Origin of the sequence: Blastococcus carthaginiensis (genome assembly GCF_030731085.1) — a bacterium.
GTDB lineage: Bacteria > Actinomycetota > Actinomycetes > Mycobacteriales > Geodermatophilaceae > Blastococcus > Blastococcus carthaginiensis.
This window is the reverse complement of sequence record NZ_JASNFN010000046.1, coordinates 1-24,776: the sequence shown is the minus strand read 5'-3', so window position 1 is coordinate 24,776 and position 24,776 is coordinate 1. Positions and strand designations below refer to the sequence as shown.

Genomic DNA, 24,776 nt, shown 5'->3' with positions numbered 1-24,776 from the left:
GATCAGCCGGCCGTCGATCGGGTTGCCGATGGCCACCTGCACGCATCCGCCGGGCGGTGCGGCGCGAATGCCGAGCAGGTCGAGTTCGGCGAGGCTCTCCCGGCACTGGGCGGCGGTGACGATCTCACCGGCGACCTCGGCGGCCGGCTGGGTGCCGCCGTCGCCGTCGGGGTCGTGCAGTGAGGGCAGCGGGGCGTGGATGGTGAGCTGGGCGGTGACCGCCGGCCGGGTCTGGTCCCAGGGGCGCAGGATCAGGTCGGCGGCGACGGCGGCCCGGATGACGCCGATGGGACGGGCGTCGCCGTCGGCGCGCAGCAGCTGGGCGTACTGGTCGATGGCGTCGGCGCACGCCGCAGCGACGTGGAGGGGCAGGTCGGCGACGAGCTGGCTCATGCCCTCGCCGGTGGGGCGGGTGGTGACGTCGGCCCGTTTGGCTGCCTCTTTGCGGCGTTTGTCCAGGGCGTCGGCGTCCAGGCGGGCCAGGGCCCGGCGCACCCGGGCCCGCAGCTGGGGGACGGTGAGCCGCCCGGCGTGGGGCAGGACGCGGCGTTCCACCTCGGCGATGACCTCGGGCTTGGCGGTGGACAGCAGGTCGACCAGGGCGCGCATCTTCCGCACGTCGATGCGGCCGGCGTACAGGGCGTCCCAGGTGCCGGTGAGCAGGGTGGTGAGCAGGATCGATTCGATGGCCAGGGTTTCGGCCTCGACCTCCGAGCAGCCGCGGATCAGCGCGAGTTCGGACACGAACGTTTCGCTGACCTGAGCCAGGACCTCGGATCGGCGGAGCCGGCTGTCCAGCCCGGGGCCACCCAGCGGGCCGAAGTCGCGGTCGCGTTCGATGGAGCGGCGGCGGGCGAGGGCGGCGATGGCCTCGGCGCGCTGGGCGGCGTGCCGGGCTTCGCGGGCGTCGGCGGCCCAGATGTCGGCGACCAGCTCGAGGTCGCTCAGCCCGGGGGCGTCGGTGTCGGGCACCCAGGGGATCGGGACGCCGTCCTCTGGCGCGCGGGGTGGTTCGCCGATGAACACACCTGCACCGTAGAACCGGCCACCGACAGTTTCTGCAGGTCAGTCGTAGGGGTTGGTGAGGACGGTGCGGGCCTGCAGGACTGCGAAGGTGACCGGGGGGCCCTCGGTGGTGGTGGTGCCGGGGACGTCGGCTGCGGCGCCGCCGTCGACGGTGAAGGTGGCGCCCCAGGTGACGGTGAGGGAGGCGGTGTAGGTGCCCGACCGGTAGCTGTGCTCGATGCTGTGGTCGGGATAGGGGGCGCCGGGGTCGGTGGTGGTGATCTGACCGGTGGCGTCGCCGGTGTGCCAGGTGAACTGCTCGGCGGTGGCGTCGATGACCACGGTGAAACCGCGAATGTCCACGGTGAAGCTCTGGGTGGTCGGGGAATCGGTGTAGAAGATCACCGGCAGCCCGGTGAGGCCGTCCCCCGGCGGCTGGTGCCGGGTCATCAGCTGGGGCAGCGGCAGGCGCTGGAAGTAGGAGAAGACCTCAGCGCCGGAGGGAGGCGGGTTCAGCTCGGTGACGTCGATGCAGGCGCTGCCCTCAGGAATCCAACCGCCGAAGGGCGTCCCCACCGGGGTGCCAGGCGTGGGTGCCTGCCCGTCGACTGGGATTCCGTCTCCCTGCGCCAGCCGCATGCGTTGAACCAGCCTGAACTGGATTATTCGGCCGTCGAGCTGCGGGCACGTCCGCATAGTTCTGGAGTCGCACGAAACCGTGGCTCCGTCCTCGGGAGTGCAAGCAAGCCGAAGTCTCCAGGTGAAGGGTGGAGATTCGGGTGGTCGGTCGTTGGTTGCCCACCGGATGCCGGCGCCGTCGACTGGGGCGACGTGCCTGGCCGATACGTCGATGGCGCCGTTCTTCTGCTCGGTATGCAGGCAGCCCAATCCGCTGCAGTGGTCAGCGACGGCTGGGAACACCCCATTCACAACCAAGAAGCTCAGCGTCGATACGACCAGTAGGAGCCGGATCGTCCGTCTCATGGGACGTTCCACTGCGTCATGACCCAGGATGCGCGGGTTTCGTCCCACTGGAGAACTCCTCCGCCGCCCGTTGAGGAGTACTCAGGCATGCTCTGCCCTTCGACGGGCTCACCAGACTGCGTGATGGACAGAGGTGCCTGGGCAACGTCGAAGACCAGTTGCGCTTCATCGCCCGTCAGATAGGGAGGCGTGCTCGCGCGGATGCGGACCTCCCCGCCCTCGTGCTCCTGTCCCGCGGCGGCCACCCGGTCCACTTGGTCGGCGAGTGCGTCGCAGGTCTCGCACGCCTTGCTGAGTTGCCGCATGGAGGTCGTGTCGAGGGTGCGCAGGGCGTGGTTGTAGAGCTCGACGTAGTACTCGGAAAACGCCTGAGCGCCATCCGCCGTCTGCTCACGGGCCTCGTCGGGCATCGGCAGGTCCGCCGGACCCAGGGGTGGGAGCGCCTCGGTGGTCGGGGCGGCGGCCGGCGTCGGCAGGCTCGTGCTGGCTTCCTGCTTCTCCGAGCACCCCGTCAGCAGCACGGTGCCGGCCAGCACGCAGCCGAGCGTCGTCCGGATCAGGCCCCCACGGAGATCACGCACAGCGGGAGACTACGCAGAGTTCGGCGGCATCCGGTTCCGTAACTGTGGACAGCCCCGCCCGCGCCACCGGATCGGGTGTTGCCCCGGCGTGCGGGACCTGCCTACCGCCGATGACGATGCCGGAGGATCGCCGGTGCTTCAGTCCCGGGTGATCCCGGGGGAGCGCTGCTCGGGGAGCCGTTCCCGCAGCGGCTCGGCGGGCTCCTTCCCGGAGGGCAGCAGCGCCCAGACGTGCTTGCGGCCGGGCCGCCGCTCCCAGCCGTAGTCGGTGGAGAGCTGGGCGACGAGGTGCAGGCCCATGCCGCCGAGCGCGGGATCCCGGTCGACCGCCGGCACCGGCGGCCGGTCGGGGGCCTCGTCGCTGAGGTCGAGCAGCCAGCCCGCGGGCCCGGCCACCACCAGTGCGCGCACGTCGCCCCCGCCGTGCCGCAGCGCGTTGGACGCCAGCTCCTCGAACACCAGGAGCAGCCCGTCCCGCGCGTCCTCGGTCGAGGCGGCGGAGACCGACGGGTGGGCGATCCGCGCGCGGAGGTCGGTGCGCACCCGGGACACCACCTGCATCGCCTCGAGCTGCCAGTGCCAGACATCACCCGGGACGGACGGGACGGGCGCGCACGGCCACGCGTCGTGGCCCAGCTCGTCGGCCATCTCGTCCTCTCGCGTCTGCTCCGAACGCACCGCCGGGACCGGGCCCCGGCCGCACCATCCTGACCGATGCGGACGCCGCGCGCGAAGGGGGGCGGGCCGTGCGCCGCTGACCAGGCACACTGTGCCGGTGGACGACGTGCTGCGGGAACTCACCAGGGTCAGCCTGGGCGGGCGGGAGCTCGGCGACGTGCTCGGGGAGATCACCGCCATCGCGGCCCGGGCGATCCCCGGCGCCGAGTCCGTCTCCACCACGCTGATCCGCGGCGACAAGCCGTTCACGGCCGCCTTCTCGAGCGAGATGGCCCTGGCCGCCGACGAGCTGCAGTACGAGCAGGGTTACGGGCCGTGCGTCGACGCCGGTCGCGGCGGTGTGGTGCTGCGCATCGACGACATGCACACCGAACAGCGCTGGCCCGACTACGTCGCCCGGGTCGTCCGGGAGACGAACGCCCGCAGTTCGCTGTCGGTGCCGCTGCCCTACCAGGGTTCGAGCATCGGGGCGCTCAACGTCTACTCCTCGGAGCCGGCGGCGTTCGCGTCGCCGGACTCGCTGGCCGCGGGTCTCGCGGTGGCGGAGACCATCGCGGTGGCCGTCGCCAACGCCGACGCGCACGCCCAGCTCGCCGACCAGGCCCGCAACATGCGGATCGCCATGGAGTCGCGTGCCGTCATCGAGCAGGCCAAGGGCGTGCTCATGGCCGAGCGGCACGTCGACGCCGAGCAGGCGTTCGAGATCCTGCGGCAGGCCTCCCAGCGCTACAATCGCAAGCTGCGCGACATCGCCGCCGGCATCGTCGCGGGCACCCAGACGCCCCGCTGATCAGGCGTCCAGCCGCGCCAGCCGGGAGACCAGGAACTCCACGGCGGCGCCGCTGTCGACCGTCTCGGCCACCTCGACCGCGCTCGCCGAGCGCGAGACCGCCCGCCGGTCGACCAGGGTCTGGCCGCGGCCCGGGCCCGGCGTGGTGTCGACGACGACGTCGCGCCGCACCGTGCCCAGGGTGCCCGGCGCGATCGCCTCGGTGAGGGCGAGGGCGTCGTGCACCACGACCCCCGCGGCGCCGTACGCGTCCCGCGAGTGGTCCACGTACTGCTGGAGGATCGCCGCCGCGCTGCGGCCGACCGGCCCCGCCCCGGCGAAGCGGGCGATGCCCTCCTCGGTGAGCACGGTGGGCAGGGTGACGTCCAGGCCGACGAGCACGGTCGGCACCGACGAGGAGAGCACGACCTGGGCCGCCTCGGGGTCGGACCAGATGTTGAACTCGGCGGCGGCGGTGACGTTGCCGCCGCGGCCGGCCGAGCCGCCCATCACCACGAGCCGGCCGATGCGTGCCGCGGCCTCCGGGTGCGCGGCCAGCAGCAGCGCGATGTTGGTCAGCGGTCCGATGGCGGCCACGGTGACGGGGGTGGGGGAGGCCGTCAGCAGCTCCGCGAGCGCGACGACCGCGGGGCGAGGGTCCGCCGCCGCCGGCGAGGGGGGTAGCTGCACGCCGCCCAGGCCCGCGGCGCCGTGCACGTGCCCGGCCCGCTCGGGCTGGGGGTGGACCAGCGAGACCCGCGCGCCGGCGGCGACCGGCACGTCGGAGCGCCCGCCGAGGTGCAGCACCCGCAGGGCGTTCTCGGTGACCTGCGCCAGCTCCACGTTGCCGTGCACGGTCGTGACCAGCTGCAGCTCGACCTCCGGGCTGGCCAGGGCCAGCAGGATGGCGAGGGCGTCGTCGATGCCCGGGTCGGTGTCGATCACCAGCGGGGTGCGGTCGGTCACCGGCGCATCCTCGCAGCCGCATCGCCGGATCCGTCCCGGGCCCCGACACGCCGGTCGCGCCGCGTCGTCCCGAGGTGACCGACGGCCCGGAACCGCCGTTCCACGCTCGCGGAGCGCCGTCGAATCGACAAGGACACGCGCCGGGCGGGGGGTGACCGACCGGCGCGGGGGGCCTGGGCAACGGTTCGGTCACGCGGCTCGGGAGGGTTGCCCGAGGTTCCGGTCCGCGGGCCCGCCGGTCCCTACTTTTCTCCTTGTCCGCGGCACCTTCCCCTGCTGCGGACACGACTTCGGGAGGCGACATGAGCAGCAGCCGGCAGGCCTTCGGGCCGGCATCCGCAGCCGTGCGCGCCGACCGCTCGCTGCACGAGCCGGCCAGCACGCTGCTGGGCCTCATCGACGTCCTGGACCGGGCGGACGAGGCCCGTCCCCGCTCCCGCCCCCGTCCGGCCGCGCACCGGTCGGCCCGGCCCGCCCCGCTGCGGTCGGTCCAGCCGGCACCGGCGGCCCGGGTCGCCGTGCCCCCGACGCCCACCCCGCGGGTCATCGTGGTGCCCGAGCGCGTCCGCGAGCCCCTGGGCGGGCTGCGCGGCATCAGCCGGCGGATGGCGCTGTGGGGCGCCGGTGACCAGGGCCAGAACCTGGCCTGGCGCACCCCGGCCCCGCCCGCCCCGGCGTCCGGCCGGCGCCGCGCCGCGCTGCGGGCCTTCACCCGCCGGATGGCGCTGTGGGGTGCCGGCGAGCAGGGCCGGCACCTGGCGTGGGGCCGGCCCGCCTCGCCGGTGCTGCGCGACCTCGATCCCCCCGTGGTGCTGCGCGAGCTGCCCAGCACCCCCTCGATCCAGCCCGTGGCGTCTTCCCCCGCCGCGGCGCTCCTTCCCGCGGGACCGGCGTCGTCGCCGGGGTCGCGAACCGGTACGGCCGCACCTGACGCGACCGCCCGTCCCACCCCCCACCCGGGTCCCACGGACCCCGCGGCACGGAGCCGGCCACGCGTCGGCGGCCGTGCACCGCGGGACTGGCCGTCCCCGGGTCGGTACGGGGCGCGGTCCACGCCGCCGTCCATCCCGGTCCGCGCCCTCGCACCGACGCACCGGGCACCCCGGGTGCCGGTACCGAGATCCCCGCAGGGATCCGGTGGAGCCGGGGCGCGGGGTGATCCGCCCCCCGTCCGTGGCTCGCCGCGACGAACCCGGCCCGCGGACGGCACCGACCCGGAGCCGTCCACCCCGCGGGCGCCCTCGTCGCACCTCCGCCCGGCGCCGTCGGCGCCAGGCTGATCCTGCAGCGCGACCACGGCAGCCAGCCGCGGCACGCCGCCCCACCGCTCTCCCGTCGAGCACGCCGGAACCGGCCACCCCCTTCCCCGGGTGGTCGCGGACCGTCGACCCGGCCCCTGAGCACGTCCTCCCCCCCGGCCGACCTCGGCCGCACCTGGCCCACCCCCGACGGTGCCCCTCCCGGCACCCGCACGCCTCGCCGCTCCACCGATCCGGCCTCGACCTCCCGCCCGGCTGCTGCTCCCGCACGCAGCGCGCGGACCCTCCAGGGAGGCGGATCGCGGACGGCGGGCGACGCGGGTCCGGCGAACCGTCCGGCGTGGTGGACGACAGGCCCCTCCCGGTACCCGGCGGCGCGATCCCTCCCGCGACCACCCGGGTCTCTGACCGGCCGGTGCCTGGCCGGCTGCGGTGTGGCGGGCCACCGGTCCCCCCGGCCGGCAGGGATGCGGACGTCGCCCGGGACCGGGCCCGCGGTCCCCGGCCGGTGCTCCGGGACGACGCGACGGACGGCGCCGCGGAGCCTGTGGGCACGTGCCGGTGGACGGGTACCCCGTCCGCTCCCTCCCGCCGGACGGCGGGCGCCCGCCGGAGCGGGCCGGACCCGTGGTCGGTCCGGCCCCCGCCCGGGCGCCCGCCCCGGGCCCTGCGGACGGTGGTGCACCCGGCGCTCCACCGGTGTGGCAGGCTCTCCCCCTGGCCGTGGCCGGAACAACCGTGCCGCCGGCCACCTGCGGACCGTCTGTGGAGGGGAACCCACGTGACCGCCGCCGAGCGCCCCGACGGCCCGGCTTCCCACGGGACGGCGCCCGGCGCGGAGCGCCGCGTCGACCTGGTCCGCGCGCTCGCCGGCGAGGCCCTCGGCTCCCGCAGCCTGCAGCGCCTCACCGACCTCGCCACCCGGTTGCTGGACTGCGCCTCTGTCCAGGTCTCGCTCGTCGGCGAGGTGCAGACCGCGGTGGCCGGCACGGGGCTGCCGCCGGGCGGGATCGGGGCCCGGGTGCCGCTCGACCGCTCCCTGTGCGCCGTTGCGGTGACCGAGGACGCGCCGCTGGCCGTACCGGACACCGCCCGCGACGAGCGGCTGGCCGACCGCGACCCCGTCCGGTCCGGGGAGGTCGTCGCCTACCTCGGCATCCCGGTCCGCGCCACGGGCGGTGAGCCGATCGGCGCGCTGTGCGCCTTCGAGCCGCGGGTGCGGGAGTGGACCGACCGGGACGTCGCCCTGCTGCGGCAGCTCGCCGACTCGGTCAGCACCGAGCTCCAGCTGATGGCGCTCACGGCGGAGTACGAGGCGCACCGGGTGCGCTTCGAGCTGGCCATCGACGCCGCCGGCATCGGCAGCTTCGACTGGAACCTGGAGACGGGCCGGCTGCTCTGGGACGACCGGCTGCTGGCCCTGTTCGGCTACGAGCGGGCCGACTTCGACGAGACGATCGACGCCTTCGTCTCCCGCGTGCACCCCGACGACCGGGAGCGGACGACCGAGGCATTCCAGGCGGCCATCGAGGGGCGCGGTGACTACGACGCCGAGTTCCGGGTCGTCCTCCCCTCGGGGGAGACGCGCTGGGTGCGGGGCCGCGGCCGGGTGGTCTCCGACGACGGGGGGACCGCGGTGCGGCTGCTCGGCGCCGCCTTCGACACGACCCCGCAGCGCCGGGAGGACGTGCGGATCGCCCGCCTGCTGGAGGCGATGAAGGCCTCCTTCTTCTCGCTGGACCGGGGGTGGCGCTTCACCTACGTCAACGCCGAGGCCGAGCGGGTGCTGGGTGCCTCCCGCGACGACCTGATCGGCGGGGTGGTGTGGGACCTCTTCCCGGCCGCCGTGGGCAGCGACTTCGAGCAGTACTACCGGGCCGCGGTGGAAACCGGTGAAGAGCAGTTGTTCGAGGCGCACTACCCGGCGCCGCTGGACGCCTGGTTCGAGGTGCGCAGCTGGCCCACTCCCGACGGGTTGTCGGTCTCCTTCCTCGACGTCACCGAGCGGCGGAAGGCGGAGGAGCAGGCCCGCCGCAGCGCCGCCCGCCTCGCGCTGGTCGCGCACACCACGACGGCGATGGCGGCGCCGCTGGACACCCGGCTGCGCGAGGAGGAGGCGCTGCAGCGGGTCGCCGAGCTGCTCCTGCCGGAGCTGGGCGACTGGTCGATCCTCAGCCTGGCCGACGAGGACGGCCGGATGCGCGACGTCGCCGGCTGGCACCGTGACCCGGAGCTCCGGGACACCGTCCGCCGCTATGCCGCGTTGCGGCTGGCCTCGATCTCGCCCGACGCCCCGGTCTTCAGGGCGCTGTCCACCGGGCAGGTGATGGTGGTGCCCGACGTGGGCGCGACCGTGGGCCGCACCCTGCCCGAGGGCGAGGTCAGTGACGCGTTCCGGGAGCTGGCGCCGCGGTCGGCGCTGGCGCTGGCGCTGGCCGCGCGGGGCCGCACGCTCGGGGCGCTGAGCGTCTACCGGTCCGCCGATCGGCCGCTGCCGGACCAGGAGGACGTCGCGACGGCGCGGGACGTCGCCGGGCGGGTCGCGCTGGCGCTGGACAACGCCCGGCTCTACGAGCAGCAGCGCCAGCTGGCGGAAGGGCTGCAGCGCAGCCTGCTCACGGCGCCGCCGCAGCCGGACCACTCCGAGATCGTGGCGCGCTATCACCCGGCGATGGCGGTGGCGGAGGTCGGCGGCGACTGGTACGACGCCTTCCAGCAGCCCTCGGGCGCGACGGTGCTGGTCATCGGTGACGTGGTCGGGCACGACACCGAGGCGGCGGCGGCCATGGGGCAGCTGCGCGGGATGCTGCGCGGCATCGCCTACCGCGACATCGGCCCGGCCGGGGTGCTCACCGACCTCGACCTCGCCATCCGGGGTCTGGGCGTGGGGACGCTGGCCACCGCCGCGGTCGTGCGGGTCGAGCAGAGCGACGAGGCGTGCACCGCGGGAGCGACCCGGCTGCGCTGGTCCAACGCCGGCCACCCGCCGCCGCTGGTGCTGCGGCCGGACGGCCGGATCGAGGAGCTGGCGGGGGAGCGGGCCGAGCTGATGCTCGGGGTGGAGCCGGCCACGCGGCGCACCGAGACGGTCGTGGCGGTGCCGCGGGGCACGACGCTGCTGCTGTACACCGACGGCCTGGTGGAGGGGCGCGACCTCTCGCTCGACGAGGGCACCGCCCGGCTGCGGTCGGCGCTGGCCGAGCTGGCCGACCGGCCGCTGCCCGAGCTGTGCGACGCCCTGCTGGAGCGGTTGCGGCCCGAGGGGCTGCAGGACGACGTCGCCCTCGTGGCGGTCCGCCTCCACCCGCAGGGCTGACGCGGGCCGGCTGCGCTCAGCGGCGGAGGAGCGCCCAGACGTGCTTCGCGCCGGCCTCGGCGTACCAGCCGTGCTCGGCGGCGAGCTCGGCGATCAGGTACAGCCCCAGCCCGCCGAGGCTCGGATCGCGGCCGACGGCCGGCGTCGGCGGGGTCCGGGCGGCCTGGTCGGTCACCTCGAGCAGGTAACCGTCACCGGTCGTGTGCAGCGCCGCCCGCACCTGCCCGCCGCCGTGGCGCAGCGCGTTGGACGCCATCTCGTCCAGGGCCAGGACCAGCTGGTCGAGGAGGTCGTCGAGGCCGGCCCCACCGATCCGGGCACGGACCTGCGCCCGCACCCCGGGCAGCTCGGCGACGTCGTGCAGGTGCCAGACGACGAGCGGCTCGGCCGCGGGCGGGTACGCCGACGGCCAGATCGTGCCGGCCGCCTGCCTCGTCACGCCTCTGCTCTCCTCGGTTCCCGGCCCCGGAACACGAGGGCCTGACCGTTCGCTATCGGCCGGAGCGGGGACTGCTAAACCTGATGTCGCACAAGTCACACCCGGTCAGCCGACGAACACCGGGGACCAGTAGCCGGTCTGCACGCTCGCCGTCACCGCGAGCGCGCACACCGCGACCGCGGCGACGACGAACCAGACGTCGCGCCGGTGCAGCGCGGAGCCGCGCGCGTTGCTGCGGGGGACCCCGGAGTCGAAGCCGCGGGCGTCCATCGCCGTCGCCAGGCGGGAGCCGCGGCGGACCGCACCCACGAGCAGCGCGAAGCCGATGCCGGCCAGCAGCCGGACCCGTGCCACCGGGTTGCGCCCGGCCTCCACCCCGCGTGTGCGCCGGGCCAGGCGCAGGGCCTCGAACTCGGCGACGAGCAGCGGCGCCAGCCGGAGCGCGGCGAGCGCGCCGAAGGCGAACCGCGGCGAGAGCCGCCAGTGCACGGTGAGCGCATCGGCCAGGCGCACCGGGTCGGTGCTGGCGACCAGCAGCACGCCCGGCAGGGCCAGGCCCACCACGCGCAGCGCGAGGCCGGTGCCGGTGACCAGCGAGGCGTCCTCGGCCAGCCAGACGTTGACCAGCCCGACGCTGGCGGCGCCGAACAGCATCGGCCAGGTGCGCACCCACACGGCACGGGGGGAGGTGAGCCCGGCCGCGGGGAACAACGCGAGCTCGAACAGCACGACGACCGCCGGGGTGACCACGTCCAGGCTGGTGAGCAGGACGAGCGTGACGACGGCCATCGCGGTCAGCTGGGCCACCGGGTTGATGCGGGACAACGCGGTGTCGGGGGCGGGCCCGAGCGCGAGCGAGGCGGTCATCCCAGCGCCACCCGCGCGTCGGCGAGCGCGGCCACGAGGTCGGCATCGTGGGTGACCGCCGCGATCGCGCACCCCCGGGCCCGCTGCTCGGCGAGGAGCGCCACCACCTCGCGCCACGTGCCGGCGTCCTGGCCGAACGTGGGTTCGTCGAGCACCAGCACCCGCGGGGCGGTCGCCAGGGCGGTGGCCACGGAGAGCCGGCGCTGCTGCCCGCCGGAGAGGGTGTAGGGGTTGGCGTCGGCGAAGGCGGTCAGCCCGAGCCGCTCCAGCAGCTCCTCGGCGGTGCGCCGGGCCGCCTCGGCGTGCTCACCCGAGCGCAGCGGCCCCAGGGCCAGCTCGTCCCGCAGCCGGCCGGTCAGGAACTGCTGCTCCGGGTGCTGGAACACCGTGCCGATCCGGCTCACCAGCTCCCCGGCGCGCCAGCGGTGCGGTGCCGGCTCGTCCCGGCGCGTGCCCCCGGCGAGCTCGGCCGCGGCGGCCACCCGCCCGGTGGTGGGTGCCCGCAACCCGGCCAGCAGCAGCGCGAGCGTGGACTTCCCGGTGCCGTTGGGGCCGGTGACGGCGGTGACGCGGCCGGCGTGCAGCTGCAGGTCCGTGGGCGCCAGCGCCGGCTGCGCGGTGCCCCGGTAGGTGTAGCCGGCCGCCTCGGCGGCGAGGAGGACCGGTCCGTCCACCGCGGGCGGGAGCCGCAGCCCCGCCGTCCGCGGGACCGGTCGCCAGCCCGGGTCGTGGGCGACCAGGCCACCGGGGACCAGCTCCACCACCCGGTCGACCAGCGGCAGCCAGGGGGCGGCGTCGTGGTCGACGACGAGCACGGTGGCCGAGCGGTCGGCGGTGGCGCGGGCGACCGCGTCCCGGACGAGCGTCGCCCCGTCGGGGTCCAGCTGGGCGGTGGGCTCGTCGAGGAGCAGCAGCCCGGGCCGCCGGGCCAGCGCGCCGGCGAGCACCAGCCGCTGCTTCTCCCCGCCGGACAGCGCCTGCGTCGCCCGGTCGCGGCCGTACCGGAAACCGACGGCGGCCAGCGCCGCGTCGACCCGCGGCCAGATCTCCTCCGGTGGCAGGCCGGCGTTCTCCAGCCCGAAGGCGACGTCGTCGCCGGCGCGGGTCATGACCAGCTGGCTGTCGGGGTCCTGAGCCAGCAGGCCGAGCCGGTCGCGGGCGGCCCGCGGGTGCGCGCCGCCGGCGGTCAGCTCACCGGCGACCTCGGTGCCCTCGTCGTCCAGGATCCCGGCGAGCGCGGCCAGCAGCGTGGACTTGCCCGCCCCCGACGCGCCGGTGAGCAGCACCCGCTCCCCGGGCTCGACGACGAGGTCGACGCCGGTGAGCGCCCAGGCCCGCCGCGAGGCGTGCCGGACTCCCAGCCCGCGCGCGACGACCCGGGCAGGACCAGGTGTCCCGGACGCTCTGCCTCTGCTCCCAGGAGGAACCAGAGGCAGAGCGTCCCGGGTACCGCGCCTGGGCACCCGCAGGGTCAGACCCGCTCGCGACCCGCGGCGAAGGCGCCGAGCGCCCCCGTGCGGGCCAGCGCGCGCACCAGCAGCAGGCCGACGACCCCGGCCAGCACCACGCTGGAGAGCACGGTGAAGACGGTGTAGGGCACCTGGTAGGTCAGGAAGCCCAGCTCGCTGTAGTACAGCGAGTTGTCCAGGATCGCCGTCGACAGCCCGGCGGTGACGCCGGCCAGCACGGCGGTGCCCCAGCCGAAGCCGCGGTAGCGGGTGAGCAGGAAGCCGAGTTCGCCGCCGAGCCCCTGGACCAGGCCGTACACGACGATGATCCCGCCGTAGGGCGAGCCCATCAGCAGGCTCACCGCGGCGGCCAGCGTGGAGGCGAACGTGGCGGCGCCGGGCTTGCGCACCAGCAGCCCGGCGACGACGCCCGGCATCAGGTAGACGCCGTTGAGGACCGCCGACAGCGGCGGGAAGAAGTCCAGCGGCTCGGCGAGCACGCCGAAGACGAGGTTCCAGGCCCAGAAGACGACGCCGAAGGCGACGCCCAGGACGGCGGTGACGACGATGTCGACGGTGCGCCACCGGACGGCGGGGCGCTGCTGCCCGGTGTTCGCGGCGGACGACGGGCGGACGGCCGGTTCGGCCATGTCTTTCCTCCAGACTCCCTGCGCCGGCATGACCCGGATCAGGTTCGAGGGTCTGCGGTGTCCCGCACTCTCAGCGCCGAAGCGCTCCCCTGCTGTTGATGGTTTCTTCAGTTGTGCCACCGAGCGTAGACCAGCCCCGCCCTCAGCCGAGGAGCCCCAGCAGCAGGTGGGCGTTCAGGCCGATGATCAGGGCCGCGATGACGCTCCCGGCCACGGTGGTGGTCCGGCGGTTCACCCAGCCGCCCATCAGGTCGCGGCGGCTGGTCAGCCACAGCAGCGGCACCAGGGCGAACGGGATGCCGAAGGAGAGCACGACCTGCGACCACACCAGCGCGGTCGTCGGGTCCCCGCCCAGCACGAGCACGGCGAGGGCCGGGGCCAGGGTGATCAGCCGGCGGGTCAGCACCGGGATGTGCCGCTTGAGGAACCCGGCCATCACGACCTGCCCGGCGTGCGTGCCCACCGACGAGGAGGCGAAGCCGGAGGCCAGCAGCGCGAGGGCGAACGCGAGCGCGGCGCCGGTGCCGAGCTGGTCGCCGAGCCCGGCGTGCACGCCCTCGAGGCTTTCCACGCCGCTGTCGCCGGTGAACAGCTGCGCGGCGATGACCAGCATCGCGGCGTTGACCAGCCCGGCCAGGCCCATGGCCACGACGATGTCGATGCGCTGCGCCCGCAGGAGCCGGCCCCGGCCCTGCCGGGTGCGGCCGGCGGTGACGGCGTCGCCGTAGCGGCCGGGGGTGAGCGCGGAGTGCACGTAGATCACGTGCGGCATCACCGTGGCACCCAGGATCCCGGTGGCGAGCACGACGCTCTCGGCGCCGTCGAAGGAGGGCACCATGCCCCCGGCGAGCCCGCCCGGGTCGACGCCGGAGCCGAGGAGGGTGTAGCCGAACCCGATCCCGATGACCAGCAGCAGGCCGGCGATGACCCGCTCGAACGGGCGGTACCCGCGCGACTGCGCGGCCAGCAGGATGAAGGCGACGACGGCGGTGATGACGCCGCCGATCGGCAGCGGGACCCCGAACAGCAGGTACAGCGCCACCGCGCCACCGACGATCTCGGCCAGGTCGGTGGCGATGGCGACCGCCTCGGCCTGCAGCCACAGCCCCCGGGTGACCGGCGTGGGCAGGTTCTCGCGGCAGAGCGTGGCCAGGTCGCGGCCGGTGGCCAGCCCGAGCTTCGCGGTCAGCGACTGGATCAGCATCGCCATCAGGTTCGCCGCGACGATGACCCACAGCAGCGTGTAGCCGAACGCGGCGCCGCCGGAGAAGTTGGTCGCGAAGTTGCCGGGGTCGACGTAGGCGACGGCGGCGACGAAGGCCGGGCCGAGCATCGACCACAGCCGCCGGCGTCCCGGTTCGGTCCGCCGGGTGCGCTGCGCGGGCGCGCGCAGCGTCGTGGGCAGGACGGCGGCCTCGGTCTTCGACAGGTACACGGCGGCCTCGCAGGCGGTTCCGGGGTGGGCGGTCGCTCCTCCTCTGCCCGCCCCGCGTGTCACGCCGGGGCCGACCCGTGGCCCTCCGGGGCCAAGGTCAGGCTTGCCTGCCCCGGCCGCCGCGCCGGGCCCGCTCGACCAGCGCGTCGATGCGCGCGCCGTGCGCGCCGTGCCAGTACACCCGCCCGCAGCCGGGGCACCGGGAGAACGCGTCGTAGCTGCGGCGGGTGCCCGGCTCCAGCAGGTCGGCGACCTCCTCCTTCGGCACCGGGTGGAGAGCGGCGCCGCAGGCGGTGCAGCGGGTGAGCGGCGCCAGCGGGACGGCGAACCGGTCGAGCACGTCGTCCAGCTGCTCGTCGGGCCGGCCGCCCCGCACGAGCGCGCCGTGCGGCAGCGCCCGGCGCATGAGCAGGCCGCGGTCCTGCGTCAGCAGCACCCGCTCCTCGGCCGCCGCCCGGGCGACCAGCGCCGGGTCGTCGGCGTCGTTCGACCAGGCGGCGTCGATCCCGAGCAGCCGCAGCCGCCGCGCGAGGGCGCCCAGCCCGACGTCGAGCAGGAACCCGCCCGGGGGGACGGCCACGGGCCGCGGCACCGGCTCCACCTCGAGCACGGTGCCGGGGCGGACGCGCGCGGCGGTCGTCACCGGCGCGCCGTCCGCCCGGATCGCCCCGGCCTCGGTCAGCGGGATCCCGGCGGCCTGCACGAGGTGCCCGACCGTCGCGTCCGGATCGAAGGGCAGCGGGCGCTCGCCCGCTCCCCGGTACCGCGGGGCCAGCAGCCACCGCAGGTCCGGCGCCGGCCGCACGCGTACCTCCACGGCGACGGGCTACCCCGCCCGGACGGCCGCCGACACGCGGGCTACCCCGCCCGGACGGCCGCCGACACGCGCACTACCCCGCCGGGACGGCCGCCGACACGCGCGCCAGGGACGCGCCAGGCGTGCGCCGGGGCCTTCCTGGGCACGGAGGGGTGGCCGTCCGCCGTCCCACCCTGGAGGTCCCGTGCCCGACGCAACGCCCCGTCCCCTCGCCCTCGTCACCGGTGCGTCCAGCGGCATCGGGCTGGAGCTCGCCAAGCAGTTCGCCGAGCACGGGTTCGATCTCGTGGTGGTCGCCGAGGACGCCGAGCTCGACGCGGCGGCCCAGCAGTTGCGCCAGCGCGGCGCCGCCGTCTCGCCGGTGCGGGCCGACCTCACCCGGCGCGAGGAGGTCGAGAAGGTCGTCGCGGCCGTGCGCGGGTCCGGCCGGCCGCTGGACGCGGCGGCCCTCAACGCCGGCGTCGGCGTCGGCGGCCGCTTCGTCGAGACCGATCTCGAGGCGGAGATCGGCATGGTCGAGCTGAACTGCGTCTCGACGATGCACCTGGCCAAGCGCGTGGCACAGGACATGGTGGCCCGGGGCGAGGGTCGGATCCTGTTCACCTCCTCGGTGGCCTCGCAGGCACCCGAGCCCTTCCAGGCGGTCTACTCCGCGACCAAGGCGTTCGTGCAGTTCCTCGCCCTGGGCATCCGCGAGGAGCTGGACGGCACCGGCGTCACCGTCACCGCCCTGCTGCCCGGCCCCACCGACACGGAGTTCTTCGACCGGGGCGACCTCACCGACACCAAGCTGGGCGCCAGCGACAGCAAGGACGACCCGGCGCTGGTGGCCCGGCAGGGGTTCGAGGGTCTGATGAAGGGCGAGACCTCGGTGTTCGCCGGATCGGTGAGCAGCAAGCTGATGGGCCGCCTGTCGGCGCTGATGCCCGACTCGATCGCCGGCAAGACGCACAAGCCGATGACGGCCCCCGGTTCGGCCGAGGGCTGAGCCTGCGGCACGATCGGGTGCGTGCCCGAGCCGCTCCAGCCCGTCGACCTCCCGGTCGGCGACCTCCTGCTGCGCCCGTGGCGGGAGACCGACATCGAGGGCATCTGGGCCGCGTTCCAGGACCCGGAGCTCCGGCGGTGGAACGGCGGGGGCGTGGCCTCCCGCACCGACGCCCTGGTGCTCCTGGGCCGCCGGATGGACTGGACATCCGGGGACCACGCGTCCTGGGCGCTCGTCGACCCGGCGGTGGACGACCTGCTCGCCTCGGTCTCCCTGCACTCCCTCGACCGGCTGCACGGGAACGCGCAGGTCGGGTACTGGACGGTGCCGGCGGCGCGGGGGCGCGGCCTGGCCCCGGCCGCGGTGGACGCCGCCTGCCGCTGGGCCTTCGGCGCGCTGCCCGTCGACCGGGTCGAGCTGTGCCACGCGGTGGACAACCCCGCCTCCGGCCGGGTCGCCGAGAAGGCGGGCTTCACCCGCGAGGGCCGGCTGCGCCGCTCCTACCGCTACGGCGACGGCGTGAAGCACGACGAGCTGCTGTGGGCCCGCCTCGCGGACGACCCGGTGCCCGAGATCGGCACCCGCAGCTGACGCCCGGGGCCGGGGCCGTGAGCGGATCGACGGCGCCGCCCCGCCGACGAGGCCCCGGCTGCCGATCACCGCAGCGGAGCTGCCGTCCTCACAGCGGGACGGCCAGGCCCTCCGGCGCCGGCCGGGCCAGCGCCCCGGCGAGGTCAGGTCGCAGCGGGGCCAGCCCCGCGCCGGCGAGGACGACGTCGCGCGTGAACGCGTGCCAGCGGTGCGCCGAGCGCAGCATGCTGTGGCCGCCGGCGATGGTGAACCGGGCGACCCGCGCGCCCGCGCGCTGCGCCCGGACGGCGAAGTCGGCCGAGAGCTGCGCGGGCACCCACCGGTCGCGCCTGCCGTGCAGGATCGCGACGGTGCGGTCGCGCAGGTGGCCGACGGGCTCGCCGGGCGGCGTCCACGGCGCCAGCGCGCAGACCGCCGCGACGCCGTCGTGCCCGCCCGCACGCAGCGCGGCCCGCCCGCCCATCGAGTGCCCGACCAGGACGACGGGCAGTTCCCCGTGCTCGGCGCGGATCCGCGCCAGGGCCCGGTGCACGTCGGCGTAGGCGTCGGCCGCGGCCCCGTTCCAGCCGGCCACCCGGTAGCGCAGCAGGCAGGTGGTGAGCCCCTGCCCGGCGGCGGCACCGGAGACGAACTGCTCGATCGCCCGCATGCGCACCAGCGAGAGCGCCCGCTCCTTGGGCGGCTCGACGCTGGCCACCGTCCCGCCGTGGCAGAACAGCGCGACCGCCCGCGGCGATCCGGTCGCGGGACGGGTCTCCAGGACCGGCTCGGTCACGCCCGGCGGGACCGGCGTCCGCCGCGGAGGCTCGCGCGGGCCCGATCCCCCAGATCGCCGGCCTTGAGCAGGGCGTTGCTGACCGTGGACGGTCCGCGGCGCCGCTCGAGGCCACGTCCGAGCCGGCGCAGGACGCCGGTGGCCAGCGGGACGAGGACGGTCAGGACCAGCCACATGCGCAGCCGGCGGGTGAGGAAGAGCCACATGCCCGGGACTCTGCCCCGTCCCGCCCGGCGGGAACCGGCGTCAGTCCGCGAGCTTCACCACCATCTTCCCGGTGTTCCCGCCGCGCAGGAGGTCGAGGAACGTGTCGACGGCGTTCTCCAGGCCCTCGCGGACGGTCTCCCGGACGACGAGGTCCCCGGAGGTGACCATGCGGGTGACCTTGGTGGTGAACTCGTCGCGCAGGTCGGCGTGGTCGCCGACGATGAAGCCGCGCAGGCTGAGCTTCTTGGTCACCATCATGAACATGTTGCGCGGCCCCGGCGCCGGCTCGGTGGCGTTGTAGCCGGAGATGGCGCCGCACAGCGCGCCCCGGCCGAACTCGTTGAAGGCGCCGATGGCGGCCTCGAGGTGCTCGCCGCCCACGTTGTCGAAGAAGACGTCGATGCCCTCGGGCGCGGCGCCGGCGAGCAGCTCGGCCACCGGGCCGTCGTGGTAGTCGAAGGCTCGCGTGAAGCCGACCTCCTCGGTCAGCCAGCGCACCTTCTCCGGCGTCCCGGCGCTGCCGACGACGGCGGCGGCCCCGTTGAGCTTCGCGAACTGGCCGACCAGGCTGCCGACCGCACCCGCGGCGCCGGAGACGAACACGGTGTCGCCCTCCCGGAACTCCGCCAGCCGGAAGAGCCCGGCCCAGGCGGTGAGCCCCGGCATGCCGAGCACGCCGAGGTGGTAGCTGGGCGGGATGCCCGGGAGCTCGGGCAGCACCCGCACGTGCGCGGCATCCAGGACGGCGACGTCCCGCCACGCGGCGTCGGCGAGCACGAGCGCGCCCTCGGGGACGGCGGGGGAGCGGGAGGCCACGACTCGGCCGACCGCGCCGCCCTTCATCGTCTCGCCGATCTCCCAGCGGGCCGCGTAGGACTTCCCGGGGTTCATCCGGCCGCGCATGTAGGGGTCGACCGACATGACCAGCATCCGCACGGCGACCTGCCCCTCGGCCGGGTCCGGGCGCTCGAGCTCCACGAGCCGGAAGTCGTCGGGGGTGGGCTCGCCGTGCGGACGGGCCGCCAGCTGCCATTCGCGGGTCGTGATCGGCATGCCGCCATCCTGCCGGGCGCAGGGGTGCCGGCGCCCCCTGGCCCGGCGGGTCCACGTCGGCCGGCCGGGTGCCCGCTCTCCCGCCCACCTGCCCGCCGTCCGCCTGCCCGCGGTCCGCGGGGACCTGCGTCGAGTGCGACGAACTCGTGGTGATCAGCGCGCGATGGCCACGACTTCGTCGCACTCGTCGCAGGAGTCGGGGAAATCGGCGGGCGGAGGTCAGGCCGAGCGGCCGTCGCGTTCGGCAGCTCCCGGGTGCCCCGGCGCCGCGCGCCGGGCCCGCTGCCCCCGTGCCACCTCGGTGGCCAGCGCGTCGAGGGGCTGGGCGAACGCCGCCAGCGGGTCGGCCAGGGCCACGAGCCAGGCCTGGGCCCCCGCGAGCCCGGACGGGTCCAGGGCGTACAGCCGGCGGGTGCCCTCGGCGCGCACCGTGACCAGCCCGGCCTCCCGCAGCACCCGCAGGTGCTGGGACACCGCGGGCTGCGAGATCGGTGCCGCGCCCTGCAGCGCCTGGACGAGGGCCCCCACCGGCTGCTCGCCGCCGGAGAGCAGCTCCAGGATCTGCCGGCGGGTGCGGTCCCCCAGCGCCTCGAAGGTCCCGGTCACTCAGCTCCCGGCGGCATCCTCGGACGGCGGGGTCGTGTAGAACGCCACCGTCCGGTCGGCCGCCTCGCGCGCGGCGGTGGGATCGTCCCCGTCGGCGGCCGCGGCCTCGCCCCACCCGGCGGCCGCGCGGCGGACGAACTCGGCCCCCTCGGGCGTCAGGGTGAACGTCGCCGCGAGCGCCGGGTCGACCGGGGCGCCGCTGTCCAGGTGCAGCCCTAGACCCATGAGCGCCAGGTCCCAGCCCACGCCCACCGCGCCCGGCCCGAACTGCGCCCAGAACCCTGGGTCCACGGGGGCCTCGTGGACCAGTTCCAGGGCGGTCCCGCCGTCCGCCGGCGAGAGGTGCACCTGCAGCCAGGAGACCATCCCGCCGAACTCCCAGGTGACGGCGAAGGACTCGGGCTCCTCGCACCGCTCGACCACGCCGCCGGCGTTGCCCTCGAGCTGGTAGCGGCCGCCGACGTGCAGGTCGCCGCTCACCGGCAGGAACCAGCGGGGGAGCCGCTCCGCGTCGGTGAGCGCCCCCCAGACCTGCGCCCGGTCGGCGCGGTAGGTGCGCCGGGCGACGGCGATGCGCGTCGGCGCCCCGTCGCGGGAGCCGGTGCGCACCTCGCGCGTGACCAGGCCGGCCGTGGAGACGGGATCGATGGTGGTCATGCCTTCCTCCCTCTCCATAAGCAGATACTTATGGGGCAACGGTAGCGGTGGTCGCCGGCGGGGACAAGCCCCCGGTGCCGTCGGGCGAGGTGCTCCACGCCCGGATCGGTGTTGCACGACCGACCTAGAGTGGGGGCATGCTCTTCTCCCGGTACAAGACGCAGCCCGTCTCGGCCGAGGACGCCCTCCCGGGCCGTCCCGACCCGCTGCCGCACGTGCCCGAGGCGCACGCGGTGAACGGCAACCGCATCCAGCCGCCCTTCCCCGAGGGTCTGCAGACCGCCGTCTTCGGCGCCGGGTGCTTCTGGGGCGTGGAGAAGGTGTTCTGGCAGCTGCCCGGCGTCTACTCGACCGCGGCCGGTTACGCCGGTGGCCACACGCCGAACCCGACGTACGACGAGGTCTGCTCGGCTCGCACCGGCCACACCGAGGTCGTCCTCGTGGTCTTCGACCCGGCCCAGACCTCCTACGAGCAGCTGCTGAAGGCGTTCTGGGAGGACCACGACCCCACCCAGGGCATGCGGCAGGGCAACGACGTCGGCACCCAGTACCGCTCGGCGATCTACCACGCCTCACCGGAGCAGGAGGCCGCGGCGCGGGCCACCCGCGAGGCCTACCAGGAGCGGCTGACGGCGGCCGGATACGGCGAGATCACCACCGAGATCGCGCCGCTGGGCGAGTTCTTCTACGCCGAGGACTGCCACCAGCAGTACCTGTACAAGGTGCCGAACGGCTACTGCCCGGTGCACTCGACCGGCGTCTCCTGCCCGGTGGGCCTCCCCGGCGTCTGAACCAGGCCCGCCCTCCCAGGCATAGGAAGCTATGCATACGGTTCAGGCCCCGAAACCGCATGCATAGCTTCCTATGCCCACGACGTGGAGGCCGGACCCGTGGAGACTCTCCGCACCCCTGACGAGCGCTTCGCCGACCTGCCCGGCTTCCCGTACGAGCCCCGCTACGTCGAGGTCGACGACGGCGAGGGCGGCCGGCTGCGGATCGCCTACGTCGACGAGGGCCCGGCCGACGGCGAGACGGTGCTGCTGCTCCACGGCGAGCCGTCCTGGTCCTTCCTCTACCGCCGGATGATCCCGGTGCTGGTCGAGGCCGGCCTGCGCGTCGTGGCGCCCGACCTGGTCGGGTTCGGCCGCTCCGACAAGCCGGTCGAGCGGTCCGCCTACACCTACGCCCGGCACGTCGGGTGGATGCGCCAGGCGCTGCTCGACGAGCTGGACCTGCGCGAGGTGACCTTCGTCGGGCAGGACTGGGGTGGGCTCATCGGGCTGCGGCTGGTCGCCGAGAACCCCGACCGCTTCGCCCGCGTCGTCGTCGCCAACACCGGGCTCCCCACCGGCGACCAGCGGATGAGCGAGGCGTTCCTGGCCTGGCAGCGGTTCTCCCAGGAGAGCCCCGAGTTCCACATCGGCCGCATCGTCGGCAACGGCACCGTCGGCGGGCTCGCCCCCGAGGTGCTGGCCGCCTACGACGCGCCCTTCCCCGACGACCGGTACACCGCCGGCGCCCGCCAGTTCCCCGCGCTGGTCCCGACGTCGCCCGACGACCCGGCGGCCGCGGCCAACCGGGCCGCCTGGGAGGTGCTGATGAGCTGGGAGAAGCCGTTCCTCACGGCCTTCTCCGACGGTGACCCGATCACCGGCGGGGGCGACCGGGTGTTCCAGAAGCTGGTGCCCGGCGCCCGGGGGATGGCGCACACGACGCTGCCCGGCGGCGGCCACTTCCTGCAGGAGGACGTCGGCCCCGAGCTCGCCCGCGTCGTCGCCGACCTCGTCGCCGCGACACCGCGCACCTGAGGCCGGCGTGGCGCTGACCCCCGGCGAGGTCCTGGGCGCGCTGCGGCGCACCCCGGACGTCGAGGCGCCCGACCTGGTCGCCGTCGACGCGACCGACCGGCTGCTGCTGGACCTCGCGGCCGAGCTGGTCCCCCGCTGCGGGCCGGGCGAGGTCGCCGTCGTCGACGACTCCTACGGCGCGCTCGCGCTGGGGCTCGTCGCCCGGCACGGGTTGACCGGCGTGCGGGTGGGCCAGGACCTGCTGGTGGGGGAGCGGGCGCTGGCCGCGAACGCCGAGCGCGTCGGCCTGGCCGGCTCGTCCCGGTCCCTGCCGCTGGGCCCGGAGCTCGCGGCCGGGGCGCGGGTGGTGCTCGTCAAGGCGCCCAAGGGGCTGGACGCGCTGCGCGAGATCGCCGAGGTGGTCGCCGGGGCTGCGGCCCCCGACGTCACCGTCCTGATGGGCGGCCGGGTCAAGCACATGACGCACGCGATGAACGACGTCCTCGGCGCCTCCTTCGGCGAGGTGCAGGCCACGCTGGCGCGGCAGAAGTCCCGGGTGCTGGTGGCCCGCGGGCCGAAGCCGCGCCCGTCGTCGTTCCCCCGGCGCCAGGAGCACCCGGACCTCGGCCTGACGGTGTGCGCCCACGGGGCGGCCTTCGCCGGCACGCGGATCGACATCGGCACCCGGGCGCTGCTGCGGGCGCTCCCGGAGATGGCGCCCGGTGCGCGGACCGCCGTGGACCTCGGTTGCGGCACCGGCGTCCTGGCCGCGCTGCTGGCCCGCGACCGCCCGGAGTTGCGCATCCTGGCCGTGGACCAGTCCGCCGCGGCCGTCGCCTCCGCCGCGGCGACGGCGGCCGCCAACGGCGTCGCCGACCGGGTGGAGGTCCGCCGTGACGACGCCGCCGCGACCGTGCCGGACCGCTCGGTGGACCTGGTGGTCTGCAACCCGCCGTTCCACGTGGGCGCGGCGGTGGTGACGACGGCCGCCGACCGGCTGTTCGCGGCGGCCGCGCGGCTGCTGCGCCCCGGCGGTGAGCTCTGGACGGTCTACAACTCGGCGCTGCGCTACCGCCCGGCGCTCAACCGGGTGGTCGGGCCGACGCGGGTGGCCCACCGGGACCCGAAGTTCACGGTGACGGTGTCGCGGCGGCGCTGAGGTCGGCGGATCCCGCATGGTGATCCAGGTCACCATCCGGCATCGGCGGGTCCGTTCGAGTTGAGCCTGCGCCCCGCGGCCCGACCACGGGAGGAGAGGACCCGACCGAAGGAGCATCCATGACCGGGCGACTGCGCCGCGTGAAGGTGAGCACCCGTCTGATGACGCTGGTGCTCGTCGCGGTGATCGGGATGGCGACCATCGCCGTGATCGGGGCACTGCAGGTGCGCTCGACGATCGAGGAGGAGCAGCGCAGCCAGGCCCGGGTGGCCGTGGAGGCCGCGCTGGGTGTGATCGCCCACTTCGGCGAGCGCGAGGCGGCGGGCGAGCTGACCCGGGAGGAGGCGCAGGCGGCGGCCGTCGCCGCGGTCCGTGGCCTGCGGTACTCCGGCGAGGAGTACTTCTGGATCAACGACATGACCCCCCGCATGGTCATGCACCCCATCAAGCCGGAGCTCGACGGGCAGGACCTCTCGGCCAACGAGGACCCCAACGGCAAGAAGCTCTTCGTCGAGTTCGTGGAGGTGGTCGAGGCCGAGGGGAGCGGCTTCGTCGACTACCTGTGGCCCAAGCCCGGCGAGGAGGAGCCGCAGCCCAAGGTGTCCTACGTGACCGGTTACGAGCCCTGGGGCTGGGTGATCGGCTCGGGCATCTACGTCGCCGACCTCGATGGTGCGTTCCAGACGGAGCTGCTCACCATGGCGCTCTGGGCTGCACCGCTGATCCTGCTCATCGTGGCCCTGTGGCTGGTCATCTCCCGCAGCATCAGCCGGCCGCTGCGCACCATGACCGAGGTGCTGAGCACCGGTGATCTGCAGCGGCGGCTCGACGAGGGTGATGGCCGGACCGAGCTGGACCAGCTCGCCGGCGCGGTGAACACCACGCTGGGGCGGGTCTCCGGCGTCGTGACGGAGGTCGGCCAGGCGTCGCAGCTGCTCGAGGAGGCCGCCCGCACGCTGTCGTCCACCAGCGAGTCGATCGCCGGCACGGCCGACCGCTCGCAGGGGCAGGCCCGGGACGTCACGACGGCCACGCGCGAGGTGAGCAACGGGATCGAGGCGGTCGCCGCGGGAGCGGAGGAGATGGGTGCCTCGATCCGGGAGATCGCGCACAACGCCGCCGAGGCCGCCCGGATCGCCGGCAGCGCCGTCTCGGCGGCGGAGTCCACCTCGGCGACGATCGGCAAGCTGGGGGAGTCCAGCGCGGAGATCGGCAACGTCGTGAAGGTGATCACCAGCATCGCCGAGCAGACCAACCTGCTGGCGCTGAACGCCACGATCGAGGCCGCCCGGGCCGGTGAGGCGGGCAAGGGCTTCGCGGTCGTCGCCAACGAGGTCAAGGAGCTGGCGCAGGAGACGGCGAAGGCCACCGAGGACATCGCCAGGCGGGTCGAGGCCATCCAGACCGACACGGGCAGCGCCGTCCAGGCGATCGGCAGCGTCACCGCGATCATCGCGGAGATCAACGACTACCAGACGACGATCGCCTCCGCCGTCGAGGAGCAGACCGCGACGACGAACGAGATGAGCCGGGCGATCGGGGACGCCGCGGAGAGCGGCCGGTCGATCGCCGGCACCGTCGGCGAGGTGGCCCAGGGTGCTCAGGAGACCTCCGCAGGGGTGGCCGCGATGCAGACCGCGGCGGACGATCTCGTGCGCATGTCCGGTGAGCTGCGGAAGGTGGCCGGGGCGTTCCAGAGCTGACCCGCCGGTAGCCGTGGGCGCGGCTCGACCGGCCGG

25 protein-coding genes and 1 riboswitch are annotated in these 24,776 nt (G+C 75.3%); of the genes, 9 read left to right on the top strand and 16 right to left on the bottom strand.

Annotation, left to right across the window (positions count from 1 at the left end; translation table 11 throughout):
- The 4 genes from QOZ88_RS22395 to QOZ88_RS22380 all read right to left on the bottom strand — a co-directional run.
- On the bottom strand, positions 1–1,026 hold a 1,026-nt coding region (locus QOZ88_RS22395; protein ID WP_306001896.1), incomplete at its 3' end, for a DUF222 domain-containing protein.
- A 39-nt stretch (positions 1,027–1,065) separates the two neighbouring features.
- Entirely contained in the window at positions 1,066–1,581 is a 516-nt protein-coding gene (locus QOZ88_RS22390) for a hypothetical protein (protein ID WP_306001895.1), read from the bottom strand.
- 404 nt (positions 1,582–1,985) lie between these two features.
- The gene (locus tag QOZ88_RS22385; protein ID WP_306001894.1) at positions 1,986–2,570 is read right to left on the bottom strand and encodes a DUF6318 family protein; all 585 of its coding nucleotides are present in this window, start codon (positions 2,568–2,570) and stop codon (positions 1,986–1,988) included.
- 138 nt (positions 2,571–2,708) lie between these two features.
- On the bottom strand, positions 2,709–3,218 hold the full coding sequence (locus tag QOZ88_RS22380) for an ATP-binding protein (protein ID WP_091934487.1): 510 nt from the start codon (positions 3,216–3,218) through the stop codon (positions 2,709–2,711).
- A 127-nt stretch (positions 3,219–3,345) separates the two neighbouring features.
- Here QOZ88_RS22380 and QOZ88_RS22375 point away from each other — a divergent pair, with 127 nt between their 5' ends.
- Positions 3,346–4,038 carry a GAF and ANTAR domain-containing protein gene (locus QOZ88_RS22375; RefSeq protein WP_306001893.1) on the top strand — a complete coding sequence of 231 codons (693 nt, stop codon included), beginning with the start codon at positions 3,346–3,348 and terminating at the stop codon, positions 4,036–4,038.
- Here QOZ88_RS22375 and QOZ88_RS22370 read toward each other — a convergent pair whose 3' ends face one another.
- A complete protein-coding gene (locus tag QOZ88_RS22370; protein WP_306001892.1) occupies positions 4,039–4,983 on the bottom strand; it encodes a nucleoside hydrolase in 945 nt (314 codons plus the stop codon).
- Positions 4,984–5,285: 302 nt separating this feature from the next.
- On the opposite strand from QOZ88_RS22370, the gene QOZ88_RS22365 reads away from it, so the two are divergent.
- Together QOZ88_RS22365 and QOZ88_RS22360 are read left to right on the top strand one after the other, a co-directional pair.
- Complete coding sequence (locus tag QOZ88_RS22365; RefSeq protein WP_306001891.1) at positions 5,286–6,263, top strand: hypothetical protein; 978 nt, start codon at positions 5,286–5,288, stop codon at positions 6,261–6,263.
- Between the two features lie 760 nt (positions 6,264–7,023).
- Positions 7,024–9,558 (top strand): SpoIIE family protein phosphatase, encoded by a 2,535-nt coding sequence (locus QOZ88_RS22360; protein WP_306001890.1) that lies wholly within the window; start codon positions 7,024–7,026, stop codon positions 9,556–9,558.
- A 16-nt stretch (positions 9,559–9,574) separates the two neighbouring features.
- Here the strand turns inward: QOZ88_RS22360 and QOZ88_RS22355 are convergent, their stop codons facing one another.
- The 6 genes from QOZ88_RS22355 to QOZ88_RS22330 form a co-directional block, all read right to left on the bottom strand.
- A complete protein-coding gene (locus QOZ88_RS22355) occupies positions 9,575–9,997 on the bottom strand; it encodes an ATP-binding protein (protein WP_091934477.1) in 423 nt (140 codons plus the stop codon).
- 105 nt (positions 9,998–10,102) lie between these two features.
- Entirely contained in the window at positions 10,103–10,864 is a 762-nt protein-coding gene (locus QOZ88_RS22350; RefSeq protein WP_306001889.1) for an energy-coupling factor transporter transmembrane component T family protein, read from the bottom strand.
- Positions 10,861–12,225, bottom strand: coding sequence for an ABC transporter ATP-binding protein (locus QOZ88_RS22345; protein ID WP_306001897.1), 1,365 nt, complete (start codon positions 12,223–12,225; stop codon positions 10,861–10,863). The genes QOZ88_RS22350 and QOZ88_RS22345 overlap by 4 nt, the downstream gene beginning before the upstream one ends.
- 110 nt (positions 12,226–12,335) lie before the next feature.
- Positions 12,336–12,962 carry an ECF transporter S component gene (locus QOZ88_RS22340; RefSeq protein WP_306001888.1) on the bottom strand — a complete coding sequence of 209 codons (627 nt, stop codon included), beginning with the start codon at positions 12,960–12,962 and terminating at the stop codon, positions 12,336–12,338.
- A riboswitch (TPP riboswitch) is annotated at positions 12,960–13,063 on the bottom strand. It overlaps the preceding gene by 3 nt.
- A 41-nt stretch (positions 13,064–13,104) precedes the next feature.
- The gene (locus QOZ88_RS22335) at positions 13,105–14,397 is read right to left on the bottom strand and encodes an Nramp family divalent metal transporter (protein WP_306001887.1); all 1,293 of its coding nucleotides are present in this window, start codon (positions 14,395–14,397) and stop codon (positions 13,105–13,107) included.
- Between the two features lie 97 nt (positions 14,398–14,494).
- Positions 14,495–15,214: a Mut7-C RNAse domain-containing protein gene (locus QOZ88_RS22330; protein ID WP_306001886.1), complete on the bottom strand. Its 720-nt coding sequence runs from the start codon at positions 15,212–15,214 to the stop codon at positions 14,495–14,497.
- A 184-nt stretch (positions 15,215–15,398) separates the two neighbouring features.
- Between QOZ88_RS22330 and QOZ88_RS22325 the strand changes: the two genes are divergently transcribed.
- Both QOZ88_RS22325 and QOZ88_RS22320 read left to right on the top strand, forming a co-directional pair.
- Complete coding sequence (locus QOZ88_RS22325) at positions 15,399–16,202, top strand: SDR family NAD(P)-dependent oxidoreductase (protein WP_306001885.1); 804 nt, start codon at positions 15,399–15,401, stop codon at positions 16,200–16,202.
- Positions 16,203–16,223: 21 nt separating this feature from the next.
- On the top strand, positions 16,224–16,793 hold the full coding sequence (locus QOZ88_RS22320) for a GNAT family N-acetyltransferase (RefSeq protein WP_306001884.1): 570 nt from the start codon (positions 16,224–16,226) through the stop codon (positions 16,791–16,793).
- A gap of 88 nt (positions 16,794–16,881) precedes the next feature.
- Here QOZ88_RS22320 and QOZ88_RS22315 read toward each other — a convergent pair whose 3' ends face one another.
- The 5 genes from QOZ88_RS22315 to QOZ88_RS22295 all read right to left on the bottom strand — a co-directional run bounded on the left by QOZ88_RS22315 (position 16,882) and on the right by QOZ88_RS22295 (position 20,091).
- Positions 16,882–17,568 carry an alpha/beta hydrolase gene (locus QOZ88_RS22315; protein WP_306001883.1) on the bottom strand — a complete coding sequence of 229 codons (687 nt, stop codon included), beginning with the start codon at positions 17,566–17,568 and terminating at the stop codon, positions 16,882–16,884.
- A complete protein-coding gene (locus QOZ88_RS22310; RefSeq protein WP_091934431.1) occupies positions 17,565–17,774 on the bottom strand; it encodes a hypothetical protein in 210 nt (69 codons plus the stop codon). Before QOZ88_RS22310 ends, QOZ88_RS22315 begins: the two co-directional genes overlap by 4 nt.
- 40 nt (positions 17,775–17,814) lie before the next feature.
- The gene (locus QOZ88_RS22305; RefSeq protein WP_306001882.1) at positions 17,815–18,828 is read right to left on the bottom strand and encodes an NADP-dependent oxidoreductase; all 1,014 of its coding nucleotides are present in this window, start codon (positions 18,826–18,828) and stop codon (positions 17,815–17,817) included.
- 219 nt (positions 18,829–19,047) lie between these two features.
- Positions 19,048–19,434, bottom strand: a complete 387-nt coding sequence (locus tag QOZ88_RS22300; protein ID WP_306001881.1) for an ArsR/SmtB family transcription factor — start codon at positions 19,432–19,434, stop codon at positions 19,048–19,050.
- On the bottom strand, positions 19,435–20,091 hold the full coding sequence (locus tag QOZ88_RS22295; protein ID WP_306001880.1) for an SRPBCC family protein: 657 nt from the start codon (positions 20,089–20,091) through the stop codon (positions 19,435–19,437).
- Between the two features lie 137 nt (positions 20,092–20,228).
- Here QOZ88_RS22295 and msrA point away from each other — a divergent pair, with 137 nt between their 5' ends.
- The 4 genes from msrA to QOZ88_RS22275 all read left to right on the top strand — a co-directional run bounded on the left by msrA (position 20,229) and on the right by QOZ88_RS22275 (position 24,740).
- Positions 20,229–20,882, top strand: a complete 654-nt coding sequence (msrA, locus tag QOZ88_RS22290; RefSeq protein WP_306001879.1) for a peptide-methionine (S)-S-oxide reductase MsrA — start codon at positions 20,229–20,231, stop codon at positions 20,880–20,882.
- A 99-nt stretch (positions 20,883–20,981) separates the two neighbouring features.
- Complete coding sequence (locus QOZ88_RS22285) at positions 20,982–21,899, top strand: haloalkane dehalogenase (RefSeq protein ID WP_306001878.1); 918 nt, start codon at positions 20,982–20,984, stop codon at positions 21,897–21,899.
- A gap of 7 nt (positions 21,900–21,906) precedes the next feature.
- The gene (locus QOZ88_RS22280) at positions 21,907–23,037 is read left to right on the top strand and encodes a class I SAM-dependent methyltransferase (RefSeq protein WP_306001877.1); all 1,131 of its coding nucleotides are present in this window, start codon (positions 21,907–21,909) and stop codon (positions 23,035–23,037) included.
- A 119-nt stretch (positions 23,038–23,156) separates the two neighbouring features.
- On the top strand, positions 23,157–24,740 hold the full coding sequence (locus tag QOZ88_RS22275) for a methyl-accepting chemotaxis protein (protein WP_306001876.1): 1,584 nt from the start codon (positions 23,157–23,159) through the stop codon (positions 24,738–24,740).
- The last annotated feature ends 36 nt before the right edge of the window (positions 24,741–24,776 follow it).

Coding starts and splice junctions, on each gene's coding strand:
- QOZ88_RS22380 (WP_091934487.1), bottom strand. CDS start 3,218: ATGGCCGACGAGCTGGGCCACGACGCGTGGCCGTGCGCGCCCGTCCCG.
- QOZ88_RS22365 (WP_306001891.1), top strand. CDS start 5,286: ATGAGCAGCAGCCGGCAGGCCTTCGGGCCGGCATCCGCAGCCGTGCGC.
- QOZ88_RS22350 (WP_306001889.1), bottom strand. CDS start 10,864: ATGACCGCCTCGCTCGCGCTCGGGCCCGCCCCCGACACCGCGTTGTCC.
- QOZ88_RS22340 (WP_306001888.1), bottom strand. CDS start 12,962: ATGGCCGAACCGGCCGTCCGCCCGTCGTCCGCCGCGAACACCGGGCAG.
- QOZ88_RS22310 (WP_091934431.1), bottom strand. CDS start 17,774: ATGTGGCTCTTCCTCACCCGCCGGCTGCGCATGTGGCTGGTCCTGACC.
- QOZ88_RS22305 (WP_306001882.1), bottom strand. CDS start 18,828: ATGCCGATCACGACCCGCGAATGGCAGCTGGCGGCCCGTCCGCACGGC.
- QOZ88_RS22295 (WP_306001880.1), bottom strand. CDS start 20,091: ATGACCACCATCGATCCCGTCTCCACGGCCGGCCTGGTCACGCGCGAG.
- msrA (WP_306001879.1), top strand. CDS start 20,229: ATGCTCTTCTCCCGGTACAAGACGCAGCCCGTCTCGGCCGAGGACGCC.
- QOZ88_RS22275 (WP_306001876.1), top strand. CDS start 23,157: ATGACCGGGCGACTGCGCCGCGTGAAGGTGAGCACCCGTCTGATGACG.